Raw genomic sequence first — 22158 nt, 5'->3', positions numbered from 1 at the left:
CGCGCAGCCGCGCAGAGGATGGCACGGGGCGCGACATTTTCAGTGCAGCGGCGTCGGCGCGGGGAGATCCCACGCCGCATGCAGACGTTCCAGTTCGTTATCGGGCAATAACGCGAACACGGGTTTACGGCGCGGGTCGAGCCATGCCAGCAGCTCGCGCATCGCCGGTTCCGGCATCGCGGTGCAGCCTGCCGTGGCCTCGCCCGGGGCGCGCCACAGGTGGGCGAAGATGCAGCTGCCCGCGCCGCTGCGGTTGCCCGGGTTGTGCTCGATCACGAAGCCGAGCTTGTAGCGGACGTCGCCGCCGGCGTGGAGGTCGCGGCGCATCGGCTCGCTCGACCCTTCGACGGCAGCGTCGCCAACCTGCCTGGCGTCGACGATGCGGTTGTAGAGCGGCGAGGCGGGCACGTCGATGCACCAGTCCGATGCACTCATTCCCTGGTAGGGCCAGGCGGTCGAGGCCGTGTCGGCATAGCCGAACGCAGTTCCGATGCGGAACACGCCCGCCGGCGCGCGACCGTCGCCTTCCTGTTTCTGCGGCGCGTCGGTTTGTGCGGGATGGAGCCCGACGCCCCATGCCGAACCGCTGCGGCCTACGGTAATCGGCGTCGGCTCGCCTGCTTCACGCCACTGGCCGCCATGGCGCTCGTAGCGGCGCAGCGTGCCGGTGGTGGCGTTCCAGTCGGCGGTGGTGACCAGTACGAGTTGTTGCGCGTCCTTCCACGGCGTCGTCGCAATGGGCCTGGAGCCCAGGCCTGCGCAAGCCGTGACTGCCGCAAGCGCGACGAGGGCGAAGCTGCGAACGAATGCCGCCATCTGCATGAAGAACCCCGGATCAGTGATCGAGCAGATCCTGCATGCGCTCGAAGTTGAAGTCGAGCTGGAGGCGGCGCTCCTCGCTCGCATCGCACAGCAGGACGAAGATGAGGTCGAGCAGGTGCTGCAGCGCGGATTGATACAGCAGCGGCTCGATGTGCCGGCGCTCGTCGTGCGCCGACACCAGCAGCGCGGCATCGCCATGCGCGCGCAGCGGATTGGGCGTGTGGCGCGTTACCGTGACGACACGCCCGACGCGCTCGCGGAAGAGATGGCTGATCTGGCACAGCGTCGGCTGCCGGCCGTGCTCGGAGAACACCATCAGCACGTCGCCCGGCGCTGCACTGGAAACACCGGCCTGCATCAGGATGGCGTCGACGTAGTGCACCGTGACGATGCCGAGCATCGACAGCCGCGTGGCGAACGCGCGCGCCGGGATGCCGTCCTCGCCCAGGCCGATGATGAAGACCTTGCCGGCCTTCAGGATGGCGTGCGCGATCGCGTCGATGTTCTCCGGCGGATTGATCAGGCGCGTTTCGGCTTCGGCGAGCGCCTTCAGGTGCCATAGGTCTTCGGCCAGCGCAGCGTGCGGATCGTCCGCGCGCGTTTCGCGACTGGTCCCGCCGTCGTCCGCGCCATCGCCGCGCGCGACCGCCTGGCCGATCGAGTACTTGAGGTCCGGATAGCCCTTGAAACCAAGCTTCTGGCTGAACTTCACCACGCTCGACTGGCTGATGCCCAGCGCGTTGGCGAGCTGCTGCGACGAGTAGTCGCGCAGCAGGTGGGAGTTCTCGAGCAGGAAATCCGCGATGCGGCGTTCGATCGCCGACATCTGGTCGCGTTCGGAGCGGATCTTCAGCAGCGGCGACATGCGGACTCCGGATCCGAAGGGACGTCAGTTTGGCAGCATTTCCAGCCCGCGGATCTCGCGGATGCCCAAGCCCGGCGCGTCGGTGACGGAGATCTCCGACTCGTTGAAGAGCACGCCGCCATCGACCGGGTTGAACGCCGAAAGCGAAGGGCCGTCGAGATCGACCTTGGTGATCGCATTGGACTTCGCCACCGCGAGGTGCACCGCGGCCGCCACGCTGATGCTGCTTTCGAGCATGCAGCCGATCATGCATTCCACTTCATACAGCGCCGCGATGTCGGCAATGCGGATCGCGTTGGACAATCCACCGGTCTTCATCAGCTTGATGTTGATGATGTCCGCCGCGCGCATGCGGATGAGGTCGATCACTTCCTTCGGGCCGAACACGCTTTCGTCGGCCATGATCGGCGTGTGCACGCGCTCGGTGACGTACTTCATGCCGTCCAGGTCCTGCGCCTTCACGGGTTGTTCGACCAGCTCCAGCCGCACGCCGGCGTCTTCGAGCATGTTGATCGCGTGCACGGCCTGCTTGGCGGTCCAGCCCTGGTTCGCGTCCAGGCGGAGCAGGGCGCGGCCTTCGACGGCGGCGTAGATCGCCTTCACGCGTTCGATGTCGACGCCGATGTCCTTGCCGACCTTGATCTTCAGCGATTCGAAACCGCGATCCACCGCGCTGAGCGAATCGGCGACCATCTTCTCGATGTAGTCCACGCTGATGGTGATGTCGGTGGTGATCACCGGATCGCCGCCGCCGAGCATTTTGTACAGCGGCACGCCGTACAGCTGGCCGAACAGGTCGTACACCGCGATTTCCACCGCCGCCTTCGCGCTGGTGTTCTTCTCCAGCGCGGTCTGGATCAGCTGCGTGATGCGGTTGAGGTTCGCGATTTCCTGCCCGATCAGGCGCGGCGCGATGAACTTGTTGATGGCCTCGACGATGGAGCCGTGCGTGTCGCCGGTGATGACCGCCGTTGCCGGCGCTTCGCCATAGCCGACGTGACCGGTGTCGGTATGTACGCAGACGATAATGTCCTCGATCGCCTCGACCGTGCGCAGCGCGGTCTTGAAAGGCGTTTTCAGCGGGACGCGCAACATGCCGAACCGGATCTGCGTGATCTTCATTCTTGTCGTTCTGGAATGTGGGGGCGGGTGTGCGGCGGATCGCGGCTTACGGCCGGATCCGCTGGATGTTGGTGATGCGATCGACGAAGGTCTGCTTGCCGTTGAACAGCAGCGGCGTGAGCGGCGAAACAGTGACGCCGTTGGTCTTCGCGCGAACGGTCTGGCCGTCGGATCCGGCGAAACTGAGGCCGGTGGTGTCGTGGATGACGTACGGCTCGCCGCCGAGGTTGCCGATCACCATCATCACGTGGCCCGGGATGTAGACCAGGTCGCCGACCTGCAGTTCGCGCACGATGGCCATGCGCTTGGCATGGCTGTCCTTTTCGTCGAACGCGATGCGGTTGAGTGCCGGGCTGACCGCCTGGTCGCTGGTGTTGCGCGGCAGCTGCACGCCCATGCTGCGGTATATCTCGGAGACGAAGCCGCTGCAATCGCGCGCGTTGTAGCTGTGGCCCCAACCGTAGCGCTCGCCGAGGAACTTGAAGCCCTGCTGGATGAGGTTGCGGGGTGTCAGCGCGAGCGGCGCGTCAGCCGTCGGTTCGCGACGCGGCAGCAGCGCGGGCGCGAATCTCAGCGAGCCATCGTCGTTGCGCACCGGCAGTTCGATGACGTGCGACGTGTAGCCGTGCTGGCCGTTCACCGCCTTGCCGACAGGCCAGTCGGCGATGACCGGAACGCGCACGCCCATGTCGAGCTGGAGTTCGGAAACACCGGGTTCCTCGGGCGTGTACACGGTCGTCGCGCGCGCGCCGGTGACGATGCGGAACGGCGTGCGCTTGCCGTAGGCCAGTACCTCGTCGCGACGGCCTTCGGCGACGAGGCGCTTCTCGATCCACGCCGCGTACCGCGTGTTGACCACGAACAGCCATTGGCCGTCGCGGCTTTCGTGCACGATCGCCACCGGATCGCCCGGGAACAGGCCACTTTCCTGGAAGCGGTCGATATCGTGGTCGTCGTTGGAACTGAACACCCGCGTGCGCGTAGGGAACGTGCGCAGGTCGGCGCGATGCACGACCAGCCCGAAGCGCGTCGGCTGGGAGGCGGGAATCGCCGCAAGGTTGACGTTGTCGACGATCGCGTCCAGGTCCGCGTTCGCGATCGTCCGGCCGCGTTCGTCGTAAAGCGTGCGCGTCGGGCGCTTCGACAAGCCTTCGATCCATGCCGCAACGCGGACGCGGTCGAGCGACGCTGGCAGCGCGTCGAGATCGAACATGCTGTCGTCCAGTTGCATCAGCTTCGCGTTCTGCGCGGCGATGGCCTGCGCGTCGAGGATCACGCGATCCGGCTGGCCTTGCCGCGCGACCCACCATGACGGATCGAGCTGGGCCTGTTCGACACCGATGACGCCGGTATCGGCCGGAATGGTCCAGTTGCGCTCGTACGCGTGGGCCGAGGAAAGCAGGCCGATCGAGAGCAGCGATGCGAAGAGGACGGTGCGAAGGCGCATGGAGCGGAATCCGTGAACGGCCGGGCGAGGGCCTGCAGACAAGACCGGGGCGTTGCCGGCGAGTTCCGGCATCGGGCTGGCGGAACGCGGCGCGCCATGGGTCGTATCGCGGCCGGCGGCCAGAACGTCCTCGATCATCGCGTCCCCCTCATGAGCCGCCGTACGGGCAGCGGGCCGGTTCAGGAGAATAGATACTTCTTTCGATCTGATAGTCAAGAATAAATTATTGACCGGGTACTCCACTCATGTTACACAGCGGTGAAACGCCTCTCATGAGTGGCCCGCGTGGACGATCTTCGGTTACCGCTTCGATCGCCAATGCCCCGGACGCGCCGCCGGCACGTCCTGCTCGCCGCCGTCCTTGCGCTCGGCGCGATCGCCGCGACCGATGCCGCCATCTCCTCCACCGATCCCTTGCCCGCGGTTGTCGCTGGAATCGACGCGGGCGACTTCCGCGGCGCTACCTCGCAGATCGACGCTGCACTCGCGAAGCCGGGCCTCGATGACAGGACCCGTGCCGACCTCGAATTCCAGCGCGAGCGGATGCGCCGCATCCGGCTCGATTTCACGCTGTCGGCCGAACAGGCGCGGGCGAAGCTTCGCGAGTCGGTTCCCGATCTGCGCGAGGACGAATTCCAGCGCTGGACGAAGGCCGACCTGCTCGAGCACATGGTGATCGACGGAACGCCCTGGTACTTCAACCGTTCCGTATCGAACCTGTTCCGCGTGAGCCCGGAGGCGATGGCGCGCCGTGCGACGCCGTTCCAGCGCAACGACGGGCCGATGGAGAACGCCAACGCCTACCACGACGAGGCCGTCGCCGAGGCGAAGCGCACCGGGAAAAGCAGCGTCGCGCCACGACGCATCCACGTGACGCAATCGATCACGGTGAATGCCGATGCGGTGCCGGCAGGCGAGACGGTGCGTGCATGGATTCCGTATCCGCGGGCATTGCCGGGCCGGCAGGAAGACATCCGCTTCCTGTCGAGCGCGCCGGTGAAGCACCAGATCGCGCCCGAGTCGACGCTGCAGCGCACCGTGTACCTCGAAAAGCCTGCGGTGGCGGGACTGCCGACGACGTTCAAGATCGACTACGAACTGACGATCTTCGGCGAGCACCACGTCATCGACCCGGCCAAGGTGACGCCGCTTGGCGATCGTCCCGACCTCGCCCCGTACCTGGCCCAGCGCCCGCCGCACATCGTGTTCACCGATGAAATGCGCGCGTTCTCGAAGAAGGTCGTCGGCGACGAAAAGAATCCGTATCGCATCGCACAGAAGCTCTTCCAGGCAGTCGACGACATTCCCTGGGGCGGCGCGCGCGAATATTCGACCATCACCAACATCAGCGATTACGCACTGCGCGGAAACCATGCCGACTGCGGCCAGCAGACGCTGCTGCTGATGACGCTGCTGCGCCTGAACGGCATTCCGTCGCGCTGGCAGTCGGGCATGGTCTATTCCGACGGCAACTACGACAACCTGCACGACTGGGGCGCGCTGTACCTGGCGCCGTACGGCTGGGTGCCGATGGACGTGACGACCGGCCAGTTCAAGGGCGCGCGCGATCCGGAAGTGGAGTGGTTCTATCTCGGCGGCCTGGATGCCTACCGGATCGCCTTCAACGACGACATCAGCACGGACTTCGTGCCGGCCAAGCAGCACGTGCGGTCGGAGACCGTGGATTCGCAACGCGGCGAAGTGGAGTGGGCAGGGGGCAACCTCTACTTCGACCAGTGGGATTACAGCTTTGCAGCAAAGGTACTGCCCGCCGGCGGGACGTCGCGCTAGCGCGTCGCGCATCACCTTCACCGTGGAGAGGGGACATGAAGAGCATGGGGTTTCGTAGGACCGCGTTGTGCATGGCGTTGGGCGTCTGTCTGACGTCGGCGTTGTCGTTGAATCAGGCGCACGCCGCCAACACCGACGGTTCGCTGGTCGGTCGCACCGCGCCGAACGCCGAAGTCACGGTGCGCAATCCGGCCACCGGCTTCGTGCGCACGGTGCGCGCGGACGACTCGGGCAATTACCGCTTTCCGTTTCTCCCGGTGGGCGAGTACCAGGTCGAAGTGGTCGCGGACGGTCAGGCGCTGTCGCAGCCGGCGCAGACGACCATCAGCCTGGGCAACGCGACGACGCTGAACATCGCCGCAGGCGGCTCGGCGACGGACCTGGCGGCGGTGCAGGTAATCGGCTCGCGCGTCGTGTCGGCCGTCGACGTGACCTCGACTGAGATCGCGACCAACATCAGCCGCGAGGAAGTGGCGCGACTGCCGGTGCAGCGCGACATCATCGACGTGGCGACGCTCGCGCCGGGCGTGAATCGCGGCGAGTTCGGCGGCATCTCGTTCGGCGGTTCGTCGGTGGCGGAGAACACCGTCTACATCAACGGCCTGAACGTCACCGACTTCTACAACCGCGTCGGCTTCTCTTCGTTGCCGTTCTCGTTCCTGGAGGAATTCCAGATCAAGACCGGCGGTTATTCGGTGGAATACGGCCGCAGCACGGGCGGCGTGATCAACGCCGTGACGCGCCGCGGCACGAACGAGTTCCATGCCGGTGCCGACATCGTGATCGACGGCCTGTGGCAGGGCAACGGCCGAAACTACGCGCCGACGCTCTACACGCGCTGGGACGATTCCGACGAGAACAACTATTCCGTCTGGGGCTCGGGCGCGCTGATCAAGGACCGCCTGTTCTTCTTCGGCATCTATGAAAAGCGTGACCTCGACTCGCAGAACACCGACGACGGCGGCGGAAACTTCTTCGAGAACCACGGCGACAACGACTTCTGGGGCGCGAAGGTCGACTGGCAGATCAACGACGCCAACCTGCTGGAAGTGTTCGGCTTCTCCGACAAGAACGACACCACGCAGGACGTGTTCGGTTTCGATGCGGACGCCGGCACGCGCGGCGACTTCCGCAACCGCATCATCAACAAGACCGGCGGCGACAACTGGGCCGCGACGTACACCGGCTACTTCACCGACACGTTCTCGATGAAGGCGATGTACGGCGAGAATGAGCGCTCGGCCTCGGCGATCGGCGTCAACGACGACCGCTGCAGCCTCGTGCAGGACCAGCGCGTCAATACCTCCTTCATCGGCTGCACCAGCAACACCTCGGTGATCGACCGCACCGACACGCGCGAGGCGATGCGCCTGGATTTCGAGTGGAACCTGGGCGACCACCTGCTGCGATTCGGCGCCGACCACGAGAACAACACGTCCGACTACAGCAGCCGCTATCCGGGCGACGGACTGCGTTACGAAGTGAACAATGCCGGCGCGCGCGTCAACGGCGTGACGGTGCCCGCGGGCACCGTGTACGTCCGCACGCGCCAGGTCGCCAACCAGGGCACGTTCGAGACCGAGAACGAGGCCTACTACATCGAGGACAACTGGAACGTCACGCCGAACCTGCTGCTGAACCTGGGCGTGCGCATCGAGAGCTTCGACAACAAGGACGCGGCGGGCAACAGCTACATCAAGCTCAACGACATGATCGCGCCGCGCTTCGGGTTCTCGTGGGATCTGAACGGCGATGGCCGCTCGAAGGTCTTCGGCAACGCCGGCCGTTACTTCCTGCCGGTGGCGAACGTCATCAACATTAAGCAGGCCGGCCCGTTCCTCGACGCCCGTCGGTTCTACTTCTGGGACGGCACTTTCGCCTCTGGCGACAACCCGATCCCGGGCCTGGGCGCGGAGATCGGTACTGTCGACGATTCGCAGGGCGACGGCAGCGTGGCCGACTTCCGCGGCGAGGTCGACAAGGACATGGATCCGGTCTACCAGGACGAGTTCATCCTTGGCTTCCAGCAGATGCTGGGCGAGAAGTGGTCGTGGGGGGTGAGCGGCACCTATCGCAAGATGCACAACGCGATCGACGACATGGAAGTGGTCAACAGCTGCGGCGACAGCGGCTTCGTGATGGCCAATCCGGGCAAGGACCTGACCTACTACACGGACACCGACTGCGATGGCGAAAGCGATGGCTTCGTCACCATCGACACCTCGCAGACGGGTTGGGAACTGCGCGACGGCACGATGATCGGCTGGGAAAACCCGAAGCGCACCTATCGCGCCATCGAACTGCAGCTCGATCGCGCATGGGACGACAAGTGGGCGTTCAACGCGACCTATGTCTGGTCGATGAGCAAGGGCAACTATGAGGGTCCGGTGAATTCGGACACCGACTTCGCCGACTCCGGCCGCACCGAAGCCTTCGACAATCCGTTCGTCGAGATCGGCGGTTATGGCTACCTGCCGAACGACCATCGCCACCAGATCAAGCTGCGCGGCAACTACGCCATCACCGACAACTGGACCATCGGCGCCACGCTGGATGCGGCGTCGGGTCGCCCGATGAGCGAGTACGGCGCGGGCAACCCGTACGACGACAACGAGTTCCTGACGCACTACATCTGCGAAAGCGATCCGAGCCTGTGCTACACCGACCAGGGCCAGTGGCGCCTCTCGCGTCGCGGTGCGTACGACACGCTGCCGTGGACGTACAACCTCGGCCTCAGCGTGGCCTACAACACCACGCTCGGCCCGGTGAAGCTCAACGCCAAGTTCGCCGTCTACAACGTGCTCAACGAGCAGACGGTGATCGAGCGCAACGAAACGCTGCAGGAAGAGGAGGGCGTGGGCCTGATGAATCCGTTCTTCGGCAACCCGACCGCCTTCCAGGCACCGCGCAACGCGCAGTTCATCCTGTCGCTGAGCTATTGATGTCCCTCGAGCGGCGGGCGGCCTCGTGCCGTCCGCCGTCTTTTTTTTGGCCTACGCAAGGGTCCTGCCTTGTCGAACTTCCTTCCGGGCGAGCTGGACGCGATCGCGCGCCAGATCCAGACACCGTTCTACGCCTATTCGGCGCAGATGATCCGTGACCGCATCGCGAGCCTGCACGGCGCTTTCCGCGGGCTCGACGTACGCATCTGCTATGCCGTCAAGGCCGATTCGAACATCGCGATACTCCAGCTGATGGCGCAGCACGGCGTCGGCGCGGACATCGTGTCGTTCGGCGAAATGCAGCGCAGTTTGAAGGCTGGCATTCCTGCCGAACGCATCGTGTTTTCCGGCGTCGGCAAGACGGCCGACGAGATCGATGCGGCGCTCGCGGCTGGGGTGTGGCGGTTCAACGTCGAGTCGGCCGACGAACTGCATCTTCTGCAGCGCAGGGCACAGTCGCGCGGCGTGTGCGCGCGAGCGGCGGTGCGTATCAATCCGGACGTCGATGCCCGCACGCACGCGAAGATCTCGACCGGCAAGGCTGAGAACAAGTTCGGCGTGTCCATCGACGAGGCCCGGCGGTGGTTCGCCGAATGCGCCGCGCTCGATCACGTGCAGCTGGACGGGCTGCACGCGCATATCGGTTCGCAGATCCTCGATCTGGAACCATTCCGGCAGGCGCTACAGCGGGTGGAGGCGTTCCGCCGCGAACTGTTGCAGTCGGGCCACGCGATCGCGAGTGTCGACATCGGCGGCGGCCTGGGCGTCATGTATCGCCCCGGCGTCGACATGCCCGTGGACATCGCCGATTACGCATCGCTGGTGCGCGCCACGTTCGCCGGCTTCAAGGGCACGCTGGCACTGGAGCCCGGGCGCTGGCTCGTCGCCGAAGCGGGCGTGCTGGTGACGCGGGCGATCCGGGTGAAGCACGGCACCGATCGCCAGTTCCTCGTCGTCGATGCCGCGATGAACGACCTGCTTCGTCCTTCGCTCTACGATGCGTGGCACGAGATCGTGCCGATGCACGGCCGCGACGAGCCGGACGTCGCTTACGACGTGGTTGGCCCGGTGTGCGAGACCGGCGATACCTTTGCGCAGGGAAGGGTGCTGGCGCGCTGCGAGGCGGGCGACCTGTTGATGATCGGCGGTGCCGGCGCGTACGGTGCGTCGATGGGGTCCACCTACAATTCCCGGCCGCTACCGCCGGAAGTGCTGCTCGACGACGGCCGCTACGCCATCATCAGGCGGCGCCAGACGATCACGGAGATGATGGCCGGTGAACAGTTCCCGCAGGCATGGCATGAGACCTGACCGCATCCTCGCCATCGCGTTCTCGCTATGCGTGGCATGGCTACCTGGCTCGGGCGCTGCGGCGGAAGCGCCGGCCGACCGGAAGGCCGTGGACGCGATTTTCGACGAGGTGTTCTCGCGATACCACTTGCCTGGACTGGCGCTGGGCATCGTCGAGGACGGACGCGTCGTGTATTCGCGCACCGCGGGCGAACTCGTGGAAGGCGAGGGCGACAGGATCGACTCGAAGACGCTCTTCAAGGTCGCGTCCAATACCAAGTCGATGACGACCGCGACGCTCGCGCGACTGGTCGATGCCGGCAAACTGCGCTGGGACGATCCGGTGACCCGATGGATCCCGGACTTCCGCATGCACGACGCGTGGGTCGGCCGCGAGATGCAGGTGCGCGACCTGTTGATCCACAACAGCGGCCTGCGCGCGGGCGCCGGCGATCTGATGCTGTGGCCGGAGCCCAACACGTTCACGCGCGCGGACATCATCCACGGGCTCGGCTATCTGAAGCCGTACCGCAGCTTCCGCTCGGGCTACGACTACGACAACCTGATGTACATCGTTGCGGGCGAAGTAGCCGCGGCGGCAGGTGGCGCGCCGTACGAGGCGCTCGTGCGGCGCGAAGTGTTCGAGCCCCTCGGCATGACGCGTTGTCAGGTGGGGCAGTGGAATCGCATCGAAGTCGGCAACGTCGCGCAGCCGCACCGGCGCGAAGGCGAACGCAATGTGCCCGTGCGCAGCGACGGCGACATCATCCCTGCGACCACGATGGATCCGGCTGGCGGCGTGCGGTGCAGCCTCGACGACATGCTGCGCTGGACCGCGAACTGGCTGAAGCCGGACCCGAAGAACGAGGCGTGGCTTTCGCAGGAACAACGCCAGGCGCTGTGGGCGCCGCAGATGCCGATGCCGGTGTCGAAACGCATGCGCGAATGGGACCGCAGCCATTTTTCCGCGTATGGCTACGGCTGGCGGCTCGCCGACGTGGACGGCGTGTTCAAGGTCGCGCACACCGGCACGCTGATGGGCATGTATTCGGCGGTGACGATGCTGCCCGACAAGCGCGCGGGCTTCGTCATCCTGATCAATGGCGAAGGCGAGGACGCGCGCACCGTACTGACACAGGTGCTGGTGAAGCGCTATACGTCCGGCGACCCAGCCCTGTCGGTAGCGCATTACGCGAGCCTCATCGACAAGGAGGACGCCGCACGCCCGGTCACGGAAAAGGCGCCGGACACCTCGCGTCGTCGCCCAGCGACCGTGAAGGAGCTATTGCCGAAACTGGGCACGTACCGCGACCCGTGGTTCGGCGAGGCGACGCTGTGCCGCGACGGCGATGCAGTGCGTTTCCGCGCGAGCAAGTCGCCCCTGCTGGATGGCGTCGTGCAGCGCGTCGGCAAGCGTTGGCTCATCGACTGGGACGATCCGAGCGTCGACGCCGAAGCCTGGCTCGATCTCGACGGCAGTGGCATGCGGCTGGCAAAGGTCGATCCGCAGGCCGATTTCAGCTACGACTACGAAGACCTGGCGTTCGAACGCGTGGGAGCGTGCCCCTGATGCGGTCGCTGGCGCACGTCGTGTCCGCACTTTGCCTGCTCGCGTTCGCAGGTTGCGCAACGCCCGCGCGGATGGATGTTTCGCCGGCAATGACGCCGCATTCAGCAGGTCTTGTCGATATCCGCACACTTGTTCCCGACATCGACCTCGATATCCGCTATGCCGGACGGAACAACTTCACCGGCGCGGTCGTGGACGGCTACGGCGCGCCGCGTTGTTATCTGCTCGAACCGGCGGCGAAAGCGATCCAGCGCGCCGAAACCGCGCTGCGTTCGCAGGGTCATCGCCTTCGCATCTTCGATTGCTACCGGCCCGCACGCGCGGTGCGTGCGTTCGTCGCGTGGGCCAACAACGCCGACGAAAGCACGAAGGCGCGCTTCTATCCCGCGCTGGACAAGCGCACGTTGCTGGGCGACTACATCTCGCCGACGTCCGGCCACAGCCGTGGCGCGACGATCGACCTGACGCTGATGCGTTGCGGCGCTCCAGGCTCATGCACGCCGCTGGACATGGGCACCGACTTCGACTTCTTCGATACGCTCGCCAACACCGATTCGCCGAGCGTCACGGCTGAACAGCGGGTCAATCGCGATCGCCTGCGCGACGCAATGCGCGAGGCGGGGCTGCGCAACTATCCGATGGAATGGTGGCACTACACGCTCGACCCCGAACCCGCACCGAAGACCTTCTTCGACGTGCCGATCGAGTGAGCGCTCAGTTCGTCGCGGCCTCGCGCATCGCCAGCGCGCCGATCTTCTTCGCCGTCTCGTAAGGCTCCGGGGCGTCGCGATTGGTGAGCACCACGACAGTCAGGTGGCGTTTCGGCCAGCGTACGATCACGTTGCGGAAACCTATGGTCTCGCCCGAATGCCAGAGCGTTTCGCCGGTGATGCGCCATCCGAAGCCGTATTCGACCTGCGGATCGTCCGTCGGCGTGGCCGGCGTGAACGCCTGGCGCAGCAGGCTCGATGGCAGCAGCCGCTCGTCGTAGAGGGCGGCGTCCCACTTGCTCAGGTCGTCGATGGACGAATAGATGCCGCCATCACCGAGCACGGCGCTGGTCGTGCTCTGGTCCGTGCGCATCCACGCCCCGTTCTCCAGGCTGTAACCGTAGGCGCGATGCGGCACCTCGGAGACGCCGGCCTCGTACGCGACCGTGTCGTTCATTCCCAGCGGCTGGAAGATGCGGTCGTGCAGGAATCGCGCGTAACGCTGCCCGGAGGCGCGTTCGACGATCAGCGCGAGCAGTGCATAGCCGCTGTTGCTGTAGCGGTATCCGGTGCCGGGCGCGAAGTAGGTGCGGTCCTGCGATTGCAGGAGCGTGAGCACGTCGGCGTCGTGCACCTGCCGCGTGTCGGCGGGATCCATCACGTCTTCGTAATCGATCAGGCCGGAAGTGTGCGTGAGTAGGTAGCGGATCGTGATGCCATCCGCCGCGGCAGGCAGGCCGGGCAGATAGCGTTTGATCGGGTCGTCCAGTTTCAGGCGACCGTCTTCGACGAGCAGCAGCACCGAAGCGGCAGTGAACTGCTTGCTCACCGACGCGAGGCGGTAATTCGTCTGCGGCGAGGCTTCGACGTGTCGTTTCAGGTCCGCCATGCCGTACGAGCGTCGCACGACTGGCTGGCCGTCGCGTACGACGAGCACGCTGGCGCCGGGTACGTCACCCTGGTAGTCGCGCATCAGCGCGTCGATCTCGTGCTGCATTCGCGTCCCTCCGCTCGCGCAACCGGCGAGGAGCAGGACGGCGCCCGTGAGCCAGTGATGTATGCGCATCGACGGATGGTAGCGGCAGCGGGCCGCGGTGTGCGAGGCTGCGAAGCGGGTTGCGGTCATGCCGCACAGGGAACGATGCGGCGGGACGGTGCCGCATATCGCGAGGGGAACGATGAACGCAATGAAGGCGTGCGCCGGCGCACTGGTGTTGTTGGCCGGTGTCGGCGTGTGGAAAACCTACATCGACAGCGGCCGCGTGGATCCCGGCGCATGGGTCGCCGAGCACACCGGCTCGGCAGGCGACGCTGGCGGCATAAGCACGCAGGGGTTCAAGTCGATCCCGATGCCCGACGGCGTGCCGTCGCGCGGGGTGATCGTGTTCGCGCCGGAGCATTGCACGTCGGACGCGGCGCGTCGCACCGAGGAACTGGTTCGTCACCTGTCCAGGCAGGGCATCGCCTACGTGCGCACGGACCACGCGAGCTACAACAGCTTGACCTCCCCGGAGGAAGCCACGCGCGTGACTTCGGTGATGAACGGTCCGGTGCCGATCGTCTACGTCAACGGAAAGGCGAAAGCGAACCCGACGCCGCAGGAAGTGGTGGCCGAATTCCGCGGGAAGAAAGCCGGCTGAGGCACTGCGCCGCGTTTCGAACCCCGAAAAGCAGAACAGCGCGTGACGCCTGAGGCGTTACGCGCTGTCCTGGCTGGATGAGTGGTGGAGCGGAGGAGGATCGAACTCCCGACCTTCGCATTGCGAACGCGACGCTCTCCCAGCTGAGCTACCGCCCCACGAAAGGCAAATTCTAGCGGGCGATGCGGCGGCACGCTAGCCCCTGATCCGGCAACGGGCCTCGAAGTCGGCGATTGGCTGCATGGGCCGCCGATTGCTCAGCCCAAAGCAGCGCCGTAGCCGTCAGGACGCCTGCAGCAGCGGGGCCAGTCCCGGCTCGAGCGCGCGGCGTCGCCAGCCGGCGAGCGCTTCGGGCCACTCGCCCTGGTCCATCAGCACTTCGAGCCAGCGACGCGAGGCGAGCACGCCGTCGGGCAGGCCCAGCTCGGCACTGCGCGCGGCGACGGCGTCCTGCAGCTTGCGCAGGCGCTGCTTGTCGCGCTGCTCGGACTGCACGGCGTCGGGCGCGTCTTCCTCGTCGGGCAGCGGCGTGGTCAGCGCCGACCAAAGCGCGTCGGCGAGGCGGCGCGGCGATTTCGGAATCGCATCGAGCGTGCGCTGCAGCCCGGCGCGATCGATCGGCGGCGTACGCGCGAGCGTGACGGCCAGTTCGTTGTCGAGGATCCAGCTGCGCGGGCGATCGTTGTCGCGCGCGTAAACGTCGCGCCAGCGCAGCAGCCGCAACAGGCGCAGCTGCGCGGCGCGATCGAGGAACTGCGCGCTGCGCATCGTCGCGTGCGGCCAGCGCTCGGGCGCTTCGTTCTCGGCGTTCTGCGCGGTGCGCGCGGCGTCTTCGGCCAGCCATTCGCGGCGATCGAGCTCGCCGAGTTTGCGGTCGAGCTGGTCGTGCATTTCGAACAGGTGGCGCACGTCGTCGGCGGCGTATTCCAGCTGCGACGGCGAGAGCGGACGACGCAGCCAGTCCGAACGCGTCTCGCCTTTGGCAAGGGCGATGCCGGTGAGCTGTTCGACCAGCTTCTGGTAACCCAGGCCGCCGCCGACGCCCGCGAGCGCTGCCGCCAGCTGCGTGTCGAACAGCGGTTTGGGCACGACCTTGCAGGCGTGCTTGAAGGCGACGAGATCTTCGCTCGGGCTGTGCATGACCTTGACGATCGACTCGTCGGCGAGGATCGGCGTCAACGCCTCCAGCATGCCGGGCACGAGCGGATCGATCAGCAGGATGTCCGGCTCGCCGTCGGCATCGCCGATCGCGATCTGCACCAGCGCCAGTTGCGGCCAGTAGGTGCGTTCGCGGATGAATTCGGTGTCCAGGCCGATGCGCGCGGGCTTCGATGCGAAGCGGGCCCGCAATGCGGCGGGGTCGGTGATCCAGGCGACGGGCATGTCAGCGATGCATGGCGAGTGGTCGGCGGTTGCCGGGGCGGGCGACAATAGCCTACTTTCGGGGCTCCCGGCATCGCGGGCCGTGAAGGCCGGGCCCCATTGCTCACCAGCACGATCTGCCCCGGAGGCGAGGAGGACGTTTGCGCGCAGTGCTTTTGGCCGCCTGCATCGCCGCGATGGCACTGGCGGCAGCATGCTCACGCGATGCGTCCTCGCCGAAGGGCGATGCCGCCGCGGCGCACACGCCCATCGTCACCATCAGCGCCGACCAGGCGGTGTCGCCCGTGCCGCCGTGGCGCGTACCGGCGGTGCAGGTCACCGACGAAAATGTCGCCGAACTCAAGGAAAAAGCCGCGCAGGCGCTGTCGCGCGGACGGCTGTTCGGCACGGCGGACGACGCCATTCCGCTCTATTACGCGCTCCGCCGGTTCGATCCCGAGGACGCTGCCGCCAACGTGGGCTTCGACCGCTCGCTCAAGCGCCTGGTCGCCAACGGCGACGACGCGCTGAAACAGCTCGACCGCGATCCGCTATCGCTGCGGCGCGCCCACGAGATCGCCGCTGTCGCGCGCGCCGTCGCGCCGGGCAACGTCGATATCGTCGAATTCCTCGCCCGGCTCGATCGCGCCGACGAAGCGCAGGAAGCCAACCGCCTGGGCGAGGATGCGCTCAATGCAGGCCGGCTCGGCGTCGCCGGTGAGCCCGACCAAGCGCTCACGCATTTCCGCGAAGCGCTGGAGTTGCGCCCTGGCGACATGCGCGCCAACCAGGGCATCGCCGCGGTCGAAAGCGCGTTGATCCGCCGCGCCGAGCAGGCGTCGGATCGCGATGACTACGTCGGCGCCGCGCGTGAACTCGACATCGCCGCGAAAGTGCGCCCACCCGCACCGAGCGTGGAAGACGCGCGCGCGCGCCTGGCGATGCAGCGCATCGTCCGCATCAACGCGCTGCGCGATGCGGGACTTTCAGCGCTCACGCGACAGGGCGGCATCGACGAGGCGCGGCGCCATCTCGCCGTGATGCTGCGCATCGCACCGGCAGGCGACCCGGCCACACGCGAGCTTCGCGAGCGCATCGACCTGGCCACGCATTACGGCCTCTTCCGTCCAGGGCAGGTGTTCACCGACGCCATGCAGGGCGCCGTTCGCGGGCCGCAGATGGTGGTCGTTCCGCATGGCGCGTTCCGCATGGGCTCGGAGGAAAACGAGGGGCAGGAATCCGAACGCCCCGCGCGCAACATCCGCTTCGACCGCGGCTTCGCGATGTCGCGGACGGAGATCACGGTCGGCGAATTCCGCCGCTTCATGCAGGCCACCAAACATCGCGCGCGCGCCAGCCGCCGCGGCTATTCGACCGCCTACGACGAGCGCAGCGGCAACCTCGTGCGTCGGGGCGTCGACTGGCAATCGGATTACACCGGCCGCCCCGCGAGCGACGACATGCCGGTGATCCACGTCAGCGCGAAGGACGCGATGGCGTATGCGGAATGGCTGTCGGCGCAGACGGGCCAGCGCTACCGGCTCCCCAGCGAAGCCGAGTTCGAATACGCGCTGCGCGCCGGCAATCGCGGTCGCTTCCCGTGGGGCAACGGTGCGCCGCCGCCGCGGGCGGGCAACTTCACCGGCGCGCTGGACGTCTCGCCGAGCGGCCGCCGCTGGCGCAATGCGTTCCCCGGTTATGGCGACGGCAACTGGGGCCCGGCGCCCGTCGCGACCTACCGCGCGAACGCCTGGGGGCTGCACGACATGGCCGGCAACGTGAGCGAATGGGTGGCCGACTGCTGGCACGACACGTTCCGCCGCGCGCCCCGAGGTGGCGAGGCCTGGATCAATCCCGGTTGCCGTTCGAGGGTGGTACGGGGCGCCTCGTGGGCCAGCGCGCCGGAAGAACTGCGTTCGGCCTGGCGACAGGGCAGTGACGCCAACAACACGACCGCGCGGATAGGGTTCCGGGTGGTGCGCGACATCTGATCATCGATCCGGTTGCGCGGCGACGACACACTGGCCAGCGATTGAATCAGGAGATGCGGATGAGGACAGACCCCTTCGGCGGTGCGCGGCAGCAGGGCCGGCCCCGGCGCGGCTTCGGCGGGATCCGCTGGTGGATCCTGATCCTGTTCGCCGGGTACGCGGCGTGGCAGTGGTTCGGCAATGCCCGTGTGGACCCGTACACGGGCGAGAAGGCCCACTACGGCACGACCGCCGACGAGGAAGTGCAGCTGGGGGCGCAGGCCTTCCAGCAGGTGCTGGGCGATGCGAATGCCCAGGGCGCGCTGCTGCCGCCTGACTCGCAGGCGAGCGTGCAGATCCGGCAGATCGCCGAGCGGCTGATCCAGCGCGTGCCCGAAGTGACCGCGACCCTCGCCGCGCAGAATCAGCAGCAGACGCCGACGGACCACCAGCAGTTCCAGTGGGACGTCGCAGTGATCCAGTCCGACCAGGCAAACGCGTTCTGCCTGCCCGGCGGAAAGATGGCGGTGTACACCGGGCTGATCCCGATCGCCCAGAACGCCGACGCGATGGCCGTCGTGATGGGGCACGAAATCGCCCACGCGCTGCTGCGACACGGCAGCCAGCGCATGGCGCAGCAGAAACTGGTGCAGATGGGGCAGATGGCCGCCGGCATGGCCATCGGCGGCATGGACCCGCAACAGCAGCAAGCCGTGATGGCCGCGCTGGGTGCCGGGGCGCAGTACGGATTCATCCTGCCGTATGGCCGCAATCACGAGACGCAGGCGGACAAGGTCGGGCTGATGCTCGCGGCGGCCGCGTGCTACGACCCGCATGCGGCGATCCCGCTATGGGAGCGCATGTCGGAGCTGGGTGGCGGCGAGCGCCCGCCGGAGTTCGCGTCGACGCATCCGGACCCGGCCAATCGCATCCAGGTGCTGCAGTCGTTGATGCCGCAGGCGGAGCAGTTCCGCGCCCAGTTCTGCGGGGCCGGGGCGAAGGCGGCTACGGCGGCGCGGTGAGGGCGGGCGGTTCGAACCGGTTCGCCCGTTCGGTTAGTCCCTTACCTCGGCGCAAGCCGAATTCGGGCTAGGCGTGCCGGTCAGGCCGAGGGCCTGGAGTCCCGGCTTTCGCCGGGATGACGGCTCCGGCGAGGCTCTGCGAAACCCGAAACCCGAATCCCCGATCCGGGGACTGACCTAGCGCTTCTGCTCTCCACCCTTCGCCTTATTCGGCGGCGGGGTGGTGCTCTGGCCGACGTTGCCGGACAGGTTGCGCTGGAACTCGTTCCACATCTGCAGGTTGCGCTCGGTGAGCTGGTTCATCAGCGCCCACGGCGTCTGGCCGAGGATGCCGCCCATCTGGTTGCGGAACTGCTGCTGCTGGTCGAGGAAGACCTGCATCGACCGCTCCAGGTAGCTGCCCATGAAGCCCTGCAGCGAGTCGCCGTAGAAGCGGATGATCTGGCTCAGCAGCTGGGTCGACAGGACCGGTTCGCCGTCCTGTTCGTGCTCGGCGATGATCTGCAGCAGCACCTGGCGGGTGAGGTCTTCGCCGCTGCGGGCGTCGCGCACCTCGAATTCCTCGCCGTCGACGATGAGCTGTCGCACGTCCTCGATGGTGATGTAGCTCGAAATCTCGGTGTCGTAGAGCCGTCGGTTCGGATACTTCTTGATGACGCGCATCGAGGCCATGGAGCTTCGGCTCTAAATCGTGATGCTTCGCAGCATGGCGCAGCGGGCCGGGGCTTGCAACTGCCGCCGGGCACGGTTGCCGGGCGTCGGTGCGGTGAATGGGGACGGCGTCGTCACGACCGGTAACGCCGGCTGAAACGGGAAAGCGTTGGCGGCGGCTAAAGCATCGTCGCCGTGCTCGCGCCGTTACCAGCCCATGTGGTGGCCGCCATTGATGTCGAGGTTCGAGCCGGTGATCCACGCCGCTTCCTCGGCGACCAGGAACGACACCGCGTACGCGATTTCGTCCGGCGAGCCCAGGCGGCCCGTCGGGATTTCCGCCACGATCTTGGCCCGGACGTCCTCCGGTACTGCCATCACCATGTCCGTGGCGACGTAGCCCGGGGAGACGGTGTTGACCGTGATGCCGAAGCGGGCGTTCTCGCGCGCCAGCGAAATCGTGAAACCGTGCATGCCGGCCTTCGCCGCTGCGTAATTCGCCTGCCCGTACTGGCCCTTCAGGCCGTTGATCGAGCTGATCTGCACGATGCGGCCCCACTTGCGCTCGCGCATGCCCTCGATGACGGGGCGGGTCACGTTGAAGCAGGAATTGAGGTTGGTGCCGATCACCTCGTTCCACTGCATGGGCGTCATGCGGTGGAAGGTGGAGTCGCGCGTGATGCCGGCGTTGTTGACCAGCACCTCGATCGGGCCGAGGTCGCGCTCGATGTCGGCTACCAGCGACTGTGCTTCCTCGGGCGATGAAACATCGCCGCGCGCCAGCACCACGTCGACGCCGCGCTCGCGCATCTTCGACTGCCAGGCGAGCGCACGTCCTTCGTCGCGGTAGTTGGTCGCGACGCGATGGCCCATGGCCGCGAGGCGCTGGACGATCGAACTGCCGATACCGCCGGTACCGCCGGTGACGAGGGCGACGCGAGACTGCATGTGGGGATCTCCTGGGCAGGCCCGCATGGCGCGCGGCCTGGATCGATTCTAGAGGCAAGGCGGCGGCCATCGTGCGGGCCGCTCATTACATTTCGTGCGGTCCGGCGTCGTGCCGCGGAATGCGCCCGGGATCGAACGAGGCCACGGCGCGCGCGAGCAGGTCGGGCACGTCGCGCGCGTCGGCCAGCGCATCCGGCGCCTGCCCGAGGCGCGCCCATGCCGCGCGCAGCGTGGCCACCGGCTCGGCCGCATCCACCGGCTGCGCTGCATTGGATTTGGACAGCTTGCGCCCGTCCGGCCCCAGCACCAGCGGCAGGTGCGCGTAACGCGGCGTCGGCAGGCCGAGCGCGCGCTGGAGCAGGATCTGGCGCGGCGTGGAATCCAGCAGGTCGGCGCCGCGCACGACGTAGGTGATGCCCTGGTCGGCGTCGTCGACCACGACCGCGAGCTGATACGCCCAGAAGCCGTCGGCGCGACGGAGCACGAAATCCCCGACCTCACGCGCCACGTCCTGTTCGATGCGGCCGGCGATCGCGTCGTCGAACGCCACCACGCTGCCATCGTCCACGCGCAGGCGAACCGCGGGATCCGGACGGAGCCGGCTCGCGACGCACGCGCGATGGACCCCCGCCACGGTGGCAAGGTCGGTGCGGCTGCAATGGCAGTAAAAGGCGCGACCGTCCTGCAGCAGCGTCTCGAGCGCAGCCTCGTACAGGGTCGAACGCCGGCTCTGCCAGACGATTTCCTCGTCGGATTCGAGCCCGAATGCGCGCAGCGCATCGAGCTGCCGACGAGCGGCGCCGGCGACTTCACGCGGCGGATCAAGATCCTCCACGCGCACCAGCCAGCGGCCGCCGGCGTGGCGCGCCAGCAGCCAGCTGCCGAAGGCGGCGAGCAGGGAACCGAAATGGAGATCGCCGGTCGGAGAAGGCGCGAAACGGCCGCGGTAGCCCGATGGTGCGATAGGCGCGATCACAAGAGCTCGTCAGGCAAAGGGCTGGTTGCGGATTTCACTTGAATTCAACGGCAGCGTGCCACATTTTTCCTGCATGTCGCGCCCGTGGGGCGCAAAAGGTTCCCATCATGTTCAAGCGTGTATTACTCTTCCTGGCGACCAACTTCGCGGTCCTGATCCTGCTGAGCATCGTCATGTCGGTGCTCGGCGTGAATCCGCAGCAGTTCTCCGGCCTGCTGGTGATGGCCACGGTGTTCGGCTTCGGCGGTTCGCTGTTCTCGCTGATGATCTCCAAGTGGATGGCCAAGCGCTCCACCGGCGCGCACGTGATCGAACAGCCGCGCAACGAATCCGAGCAGTGGCTGGTAAATACCGTGCGTCGCCAGGCGGAAGCGGCCGGCATCAAGATGCCGGAAGTCGCCATCTACGACGCGCCGGAAATCAACGCGTTCGCCACCGGCCCGAGCCGCAACAACTCGCTGGTTGCGGTGTCCACCGGCCTGCTGCGCGCGATGAACCGCGACGAAGCCGAGGCCGTGCTCGGGCATGAGGTCAGCCACGTCGCCAACGGCGACATGGTGACGATGGCGCTGATCCAGGGCGTGCTGAACACGTTCGTCATCGTGCTGGCGCGCGTCGTCGGCCGCGTCATCGACAGCTATCTCAGCGGTAATCGCGAAGGCGGCCCGGGCCTGGGCTACTTCGCCATCGTGTTCGTGCTGGACATGATCTTCGGCCTGTTCGCCAGCATCATCGCGATGTGGTTCTCGCGTCATCGCGAGTTCCGCGCAGATGCCGGCGGTGCGCGCCTGGCCGGACGCGACAAGATGATCGCCGCGCTGCAGCGCCTGTCGATGACCTATGGCGAAAGCACGCTGCCCAAGACGGTGCAGGCGTTCGGCATCAGCGGCGCGGTGGGCCACGGCCTGCGCCGCCTGTTCCTGACCCATCCGCCGCTGGAAGAGCGCATCCTCGCGCTGCAGAACGCGCCGATGGAGCAGGTGCGCGGAACGGTCGTGAGCTGATTGCGAAACTGCCGGGTCGACGAAAC

18 protein-coding genes and 1 tRNA gene are annotated in these 22158 nt (G+C 66.8%); 9 read left to right on the top strand and 10 right to left on the bottom strand.

The window, feature by feature from the left end:
- Nucleotides 1-39: 39 nt before the first annotated feature.
- The 4 genes from GOY17_RS12365 to GOY17_RS12350 are packed head-to-tail and all read right to left on the bottom strand — an operon-like array spanning nt 40 to nt 4256.
- On the bottom strand, nt 40-822 hold the full coding sequence (locus tag GOY17_RS12365; RefSeq protein ID WP_157030634.1) for a L,D-transpeptidase family protein: 783 nt from the start codon (nt 820-822) through the stop codon (nt 40-42).
- Nucleotides 823-835: 13 nt separating this feature from the next.
- Nucleotides 836-1687 carry a MurR/RpiR family transcriptional regulator gene (locus GOY17_RS12360; protein WP_157030633.1) on the bottom strand — a complete coding sequence of 284 codons (852 nt, stop codon included), beginning with the start codon at nt 1685-1687 and terminating at the stop codon, nt 836-838.
- Between the two features lie 24 nt (nt 1688-1711).
- Complete coding sequence (locus GOY17_RS12355) at nt 1712-2809, bottom strand: dipeptide epimerase (RefSeq protein ID WP_157030632.1); 1098 nt, start codon at nt 2807-2809, stop codon at nt 1712-1714.
- Nucleotides 2810-2855: 46 nt separating this feature from the next.
- Nucleotides 2856-4256 carry a C40 family peptidase gene (locus tag GOY17_RS12350; protein WP_157030631.1) on the bottom strand — a complete coding sequence of 467 codons (1401 nt, stop codon included), beginning with the start codon at nt 4254-4256 and terminating at the stop codon, nt 2856-2858.
- A 318-nt stretch (nt 4257-4574) separates the two neighbouring features.
- Here GOY17_RS12350 and GOY17_RS12345 point away from each other — a divergent pair, with 318 nt between their 5' ends.
- The 5 genes from GOY17_RS12345 to GOY17_RS12325 all read left to right on the top strand — a co-directional run bounded on the left by GOY17_RS12345 (nt 4575) and on the right by GOY17_RS12325 (nt 12559).
- Nucleotides 4575-6047 carry a transglutaminase-like domain-containing protein gene (locus GOY17_RS12345; protein ID WP_157030630.1) on the top strand — a complete coding sequence of 491 codons (1473 nt, stop codon included), beginning with the start codon at nt 4575-4577 and terminating at the stop codon, nt 6045-6047.
- Between the two features lie 71 nt (nt 6048-6118).
- Nucleotides 6119-8989 (top strand): TonB-dependent receptor, encoded by a 2871-nt coding sequence (locus GOY17_RS12340; protein ID WP_483308157.1) that lies wholly within the window; start codon nt 6119-6121, stop codon nt 8987-8989.
- A 69-nt stretch (nt 8990-9058) separates the two neighbouring features.
- A complete protein-coding gene (gene lysA, locus GOY17_RS12335) occupies nt 9059-10300 on the top strand; it encodes a diaminopimelate decarboxylase (RefSeq protein ID WP_157030629.1) in 1242 nt (413 codons plus the stop codon).
- The gene (locus GOY17_RS12330; protein ID WP_157030628.1) at nt 10290-11849 is read left to right on the top strand and encodes a serine hydrolase; all 1560 of its coding nucleotides are present in this window, start codon (nt 10290-10292) and stop codon (nt 11847-11849) included. Before lysA ends, GOY17_RS12330 begins: the two co-directional genes overlap by 11 nt.
- Nucleotides 11849-12559: a M15 family metallopeptidase gene (locus tag GOY17_RS12325; protein ID WP_157031717.1), complete on the top strand. Its 711-nt coding sequence runs from the start codon at nt 11849-11851 to the stop codon at nt 12557-12559. Before GOY17_RS12330 ends, GOY17_RS12325 begins: the two co-directional genes overlap by 1 nt.
- Nucleotides 12560-12563: 4 nt before the next feature.
- Here the strand turns inward: GOY17_RS12325 and GOY17_RS12320 are convergent, their stop codons facing one another.
- Nucleotides 12564-13556, bottom strand: coding sequence for a serine hydrolase domain-containing protein (locus tag GOY17_RS12320; protein ID WP_232338422.1), 993 nt, complete (start codon nt 13554-13556; stop codon nt 12564-12566).
- A 181-nt stretch (nt 13557-13737) separates the two neighbouring features.
- On the opposite strand from GOY17_RS12320, the gene GOY17_RS12315 reads away from it, so the two are divergent.
- Nucleotides 13738-14199, top strand: a complete 462-nt coding sequence (locus GOY17_RS12315; protein ID WP_157030627.1) for a hypothetical protein — start codon at nt 13738-13740, stop codon at nt 14197-14199.
- Between the two features lie 82 nt (nt 14200-14281).
- Here the strand turns inward: GOY17_RS12315 and GOY17_RS12310 are convergent.
- Nucleotides 14282-14357, bottom strand: a tRNA-Ala gene (locus GOY17_RS12310).
- Between the two features lie 124 nt (nt 14358-14481).
- Nucleotides 14482-15582, bottom strand: a complete 1101-nt coding sequence (rnd, locus tag GOY17_RS12305) for a ribonuclease D (protein WP_157030626.1) — start codon at nt 15580-15582, stop codon at nt 14482-14484.
- A 149-nt stretch (nt 15583-15731) separates the two neighbouring features.
- Here rnd and GOY17_RS12300 point away from each other — a divergent pair, with 149 nt between their 5' ends.
- Both GOY17_RS12300 and GOY17_RS12295 read left to right on the top strand, forming a co-directional pair.
- Nucleotides 15732-17552: an SUMF1/EgtB/PvdO family nonheme iron enzyme gene (locus GOY17_RS12300; RefSeq protein WP_484502628.1), complete on the top strand. Its 1821-nt coding sequence runs from the start codon at nt 15732-15734 to the stop codon at nt 17550-17552.
- 59 nt (nt 17553-17611) lie between these two features.
- Nucleotides 17612-18553, top strand: coding sequence for a M48 family metallopeptidase (locus GOY17_RS12295; protein WP_115844512.1), 942 nt, complete (start codon nt 17612-17614; stop codon nt 18551-18553).
- Between the two features lie 177 nt (nt 18554-18730).
- On the opposite strand, the gene phaR is transcribed toward GOY17_RS12295, so the two are convergent.
- From phaR to gluQRS, 3 genes are all read right to left on the bottom strand, one after another.
- Entirely contained in the window at nt 18731-19225 is a 495-nt protein-coding gene (phaR, locus tag GOY17_RS12290; protein WP_115844515.1) for a polyhydroxyalkanoate synthesis repressor PhaR, read from the bottom strand.
- A gap of 186 nt (nt 19226-19411) precedes the next feature.
- Nucleotides 19412-20152: an acetoacetyl-CoA reductase gene (gene phbB, locus GOY17_RS12285; protein ID WP_115844518.1), complete on the bottom strand. Its 741-nt coding sequence runs from the start codon at nt 20150-20152 to the stop codon at nt 19412-19414.
- A gap of 85 nt (nt 20153-20237) precedes the next feature.
- Nucleotides 20238-21128, bottom strand: a complete 891-nt coding sequence (gene gluQRS / locus GOY17_RS12280; RefSeq protein ID WP_232338421.1) for a tRNA glutamyl-Q(34) synthetase GluQRS — start codon at nt 21126-21128, stop codon at nt 20238-20240.
- Nucleotides 21129-21235: 107 nt separating this feature from the next.
- Between gluQRS and htpX the strand changes: the two genes are divergently transcribed.
- Entirely contained in the window at nt 21236-22132 is an 897-nt protein-coding gene (gene htpX / locus GOY17_RS12275; RefSeq protein ID WP_157030625.1) for a protease HtpX, read from the top strand.
- The last annotated feature ends 26 nt before the right edge of the window (nt 22133-22158 follow it).

The organism is Lysobacter soli, assembly GCF_009755585.1.
Lineage (GTDB): Bacteria > Pseudomonadota > Gammaproteobacteria > Xanthomonadales > Xanthomonadaceae > Lysobacter_J > Lysobacter_J soli.
The sequence above is the reverse complement of the archived record's forward strand: the minus strand, read 5'-3'. Positions and strand labels throughout refer to the sequence as shown.